The sequence below is a fragment of the Mycobacterium simiae genome (genome assembly GCF_008370645.1).
Taxonomy (GTDB): Bacteria; Actinomycetota; Actinomycetes; order Mycobacteriales; family Mycobacteriaceae; genus Mycobacterium; species Mycobacterium simiae_A.
On record NZ_VTZN01000554.1, the window covers coordinates 1 to 405 of the forward strand.

A 405-nucleotide genomic window follows, 5' to 3' on the forward strand; every position below is an offset into this window, starting at 1 on the left:
ATGTTGTAGTAATGCGAATGATCGTTGAACCACGGGGTTAGGTTGTGTGAGCCGGCGACTTCGGCGCGGAAGCGCACTGACCCGAAACCGTCGTGAGCGGGATCGGTGCCCAGCCCCGCCAGCGGACCGAGCGGGCTGCCGAGTGCGTTGTTGGCCCAATTGGGGATAGCGCCACCTGATTCGCCGATCCAGCTGATCGCGTCGGTGGAGGCCGCGCCGACATAGAGCCGTCCGCCGTTGAGGTGAAAATCGGCGGCGCTGTGCGCTAGATCGGTTCCCGGGCAGCCGATCAACACGGCGTCGTTGGCGCGCATGCCGCTGTTGGCGAACGCATCGGCCACTGTCGTCGATCCGTAGGAGTGCCCGATGACGGTGACGTGCGATGGGACGGCGCCATCATGAGTT

Annotated in this window: 1 protein-coding gene; it reads right to left on the reverse strand. The window is 64.4% G+C overall.

What is annotated here, in order from left to right:
- The coding region (locus F0Q45_RS26870) for an alpha/beta hydrolase (protein ID WP_223163968.1) at positions 1–405 on the reverse strand (405 nt) is incomplete at both ends.